This window comes from Pseudoalteromonas sp. SMS1, from assembly GCF_021530565.1.
GTDB lineage: Bacteria > Pseudomonadota > Gammaproteobacteria > Enterobacterales > Alteromonadaceae > Pseudoalteromonas.
Genome location: NZ_JAKGBI010000057.1, coordinates 1 through 2527 on the forward strand (window position 1 = coordinate 1; position 2527 = coordinate 2527).

The following is a 2527-nucleotide window of genomic DNA, read 5'->3' on the forward strand; positions in this document are numbered from 1 at the left end:
ATTAAATGATAATAAGAGGTCGAGGACAAATCTATCAATGCTTTCCTTGTTCTTGTCATACCTTTTCAAAACCCATTTTAACTGGATATTTAAACAGTAGCCAAAGAACCTAGTTTAAGCAATAAATTTGTGCCTGTCCCATCTTAAGTTGTTTTAAATTAGCAATTGTAATCCCAGATCCTAATACGGCTACTTTACCCCACCTTGATATAATGGCTGAATCAGTCATTCCTTGAGCAGCTCTCTGATCCCAGCGCTGGCCTCCAAAATATGCTTTTTGTTTTGCAGCTAACTGCCTTTGGCTAGCCTCAAAATCAGCGTTACTAGCTACCAACTGTGGCCCTGCTAATGACATTATGTGCTTATCACGTGCAATTTCATAATGCTGTTGCTCATAAAAACTTAATTCATTGTAAGTTTCAGCATTTATTAAAGGGTTACTTGCTAAATAATTCACTTTAGAACGCTGCGCTTGGCTTAATCCATAGGGATTGTGTGGTGTTGAGTCTAGGAAACCACCAAATGGATCACTGTGTGATTTTTTAATACTAGGTAACGCCATATTTACTAGGTCTTCATCAACTTTGAGACCAAATTCGTTAACACCTGCAAAATAACGATTTAATTCGTAATTTAATAACTCTTGATTGACCTAAAAAATTTGTGCCTGTCCTACCTTAAGTCGTTAAGTTTCTAACTACCCTTCGCTACTCCATACAGCTCGATAGTTAAAACCTGTCAGTTGGTGCTTTTCAATTTCATTGATAAAGCTCTCCGTAAAGTAAACCCTAGTCACGTTCTTATATGGCAAACGGAATAAAGCATTACTTAATATTTTACCCTCATCAAACACGTGCTTTTTGATTGATGGTTCAGGATCAGACATATCCAATTCTTCTCTAAATCTAATTTCAGATTTTTCTAAATCCAAGCAATCAACCACATTAAAAACATTCAATACATAGAGCTTTTGCTCTTCACACCTTAAAGGTAAAAACTCCCCATATGGTTTTACAAATGTCTCTAATAAATCCTTTGCGTGCTCACGAAAGCATAACAACTGATCACAGCTAGATGGAATGTCTGACGTAGCAAGTTTAGCTCCTGAAAACTCATCAACATAATCGATATAAACTGGTAACTCTATCCATTTAGTTCCTATCTTTTCTTTTTCGCTAAAAGTCAGTACATTCCTATTTTTTTTGTACTCTGCATCAGATATTCCCCTATCGTCTACATAAACATCACCGACCCCCTCTAAAGGTCTGTATTGAAAAACTTTCATACTTATTTTATTCCTTCCAAGGGTTACGGCCCAAAAAGCAATAGGACAGGCACATTTTTTAAAAAATGCAATAAGTTTGTGCCTGTCCCATCTTAAGTTGCAATATTATTTTTCTTTCGAGAAACCCGCTTTAAGGCAGAAAAAAAAGTCTGCAATATAGTTAAATGAAAACATATAACCAAAAGCTACTGCACCTAATGTCAAAATAAGAACTTCAAATAATGCTCCATTTCCACTCGTTTGCATAATAATCGCTAATGAAGCTGCAATAGCTGACCATGTACCACCTTTACGAATAGTACTTTGAAAGCTATCACCTTCTTTCTTTTTAAACCCAAAAAATATAAGAATAGGATTTGCCTCTGAAACATCTTTTTGCCAAACAGATGAATCAAAGGAGAAAGTAGAAGGCTTAAACCTACCTTTCGTAATACCAGCTCTAAAATTTGACATTGGTTCCAGCGCTCTAATTAAAAACCCACAGAGTGACGCTGTAGCTATCGAAATAATAAGGACAGATAATCCTAATGAACCACCACCAAATTCCCCCCAAATGTATACTATAATCGATGATAAATAAGCTAAGTAAGTCATCGAAAGTAAACACTGCCAGCATAAAAAGCTAAAAGCTAATTTAGACTTCTTGTTAAAGTAAAAGCCTCCTATGACAAATAGAAACAGCATTGATAAGAATATGCTTATGTAAGCCTGTAATCTAACACTATCAAAATAGGGCCGAATTAATATAGCACCGCCTATAAACAGCCCAACAGCAAATACACCAAAAAAATTAATCAACTCATTATTATCTGATCTACTAAGCATTTTTCACCTTAAAGGGGCTTTACCAGCCCCAATTTTCAACTCCATATCCGATAAATGAGTCAAAACCACTTCGGATACCTTTAGCTGCATAGTCAAAGCCTTCTGACACAACCATACCAGCCGCAACAGCCGCAACAGCCGCAACAGCCGCAACAGCCGCAACAGCCGCAACAGCCGCAACAGCCACCCATGCTGGAGCCGTGGCTACAAATAATGCAAACAATAGGACAGACACATTTTAAAAAACAAGTGTCATAAAGTCTTTAACTGCGTTTGTTGGTTAATAAATAGAGTAACACTCAACAAAATAGGCAACTATAGGTTTCAAACATCCATTTATAAATACATTAATAATAAAGAAAAGATTCAGCTTAAGCACCTAAAGGCTCAAATGCTTCAACCGCTCTAACCTGTGCC

The 2527-nt window shown here is 36.6% G+C and carries 4 protein-coding genes; all 4 read right to left on the bottom strand.

Annotated elements, in window-relative coordinates; genetic code table 11:
- Nucleotides 1–109 precede the first annotated feature (109 nt).
- Nucleotides 110–562: a hypothetical protein gene (locus tag L1286_RS23905; RefSeq protein ID WP_235409531.1), complete on the bottom strand. Its 453-nt coding sequence runs from the start codon at nucleotides 560–562 to the stop codon at nucleotides 110–112.
- Nucleotides 563–697: 135 nt separating this feature from the next.
- Nucleotides 698–1285: an imm11 family protein gene (locus L1286_RS23910; RefSeq protein WP_235409532.1), complete on the bottom strand. Its 588-nt coding sequence runs from the start codon at nucleotides 1283–1285 to the stop codon at nucleotides 698–700.
- Between the two features lie 105 nt (nucleotides 1286–1390).
- A complete protein-coding gene (locus L1286_RS23915) occupies nucleotides 1391–2110 on the bottom strand; it encodes a hypothetical protein (RefSeq protein WP_235409533.1) in 720 nt (239 codons plus the stop codon).
- Between the two features lie 19 nt (nucleotides 2111–2129).
- On the bottom strand, nucleotides 2130–2333 hold the full coding sequence (locus L1286_RS23920; RefSeq protein WP_235409534.1) for a hypothetical protein: 204 nt from the start codon (nucleotides 2331–2333) through the stop codon (nucleotides 2130–2132).
- Nucleotides 2334–2527 lie beyond the last annotated feature (194 nt).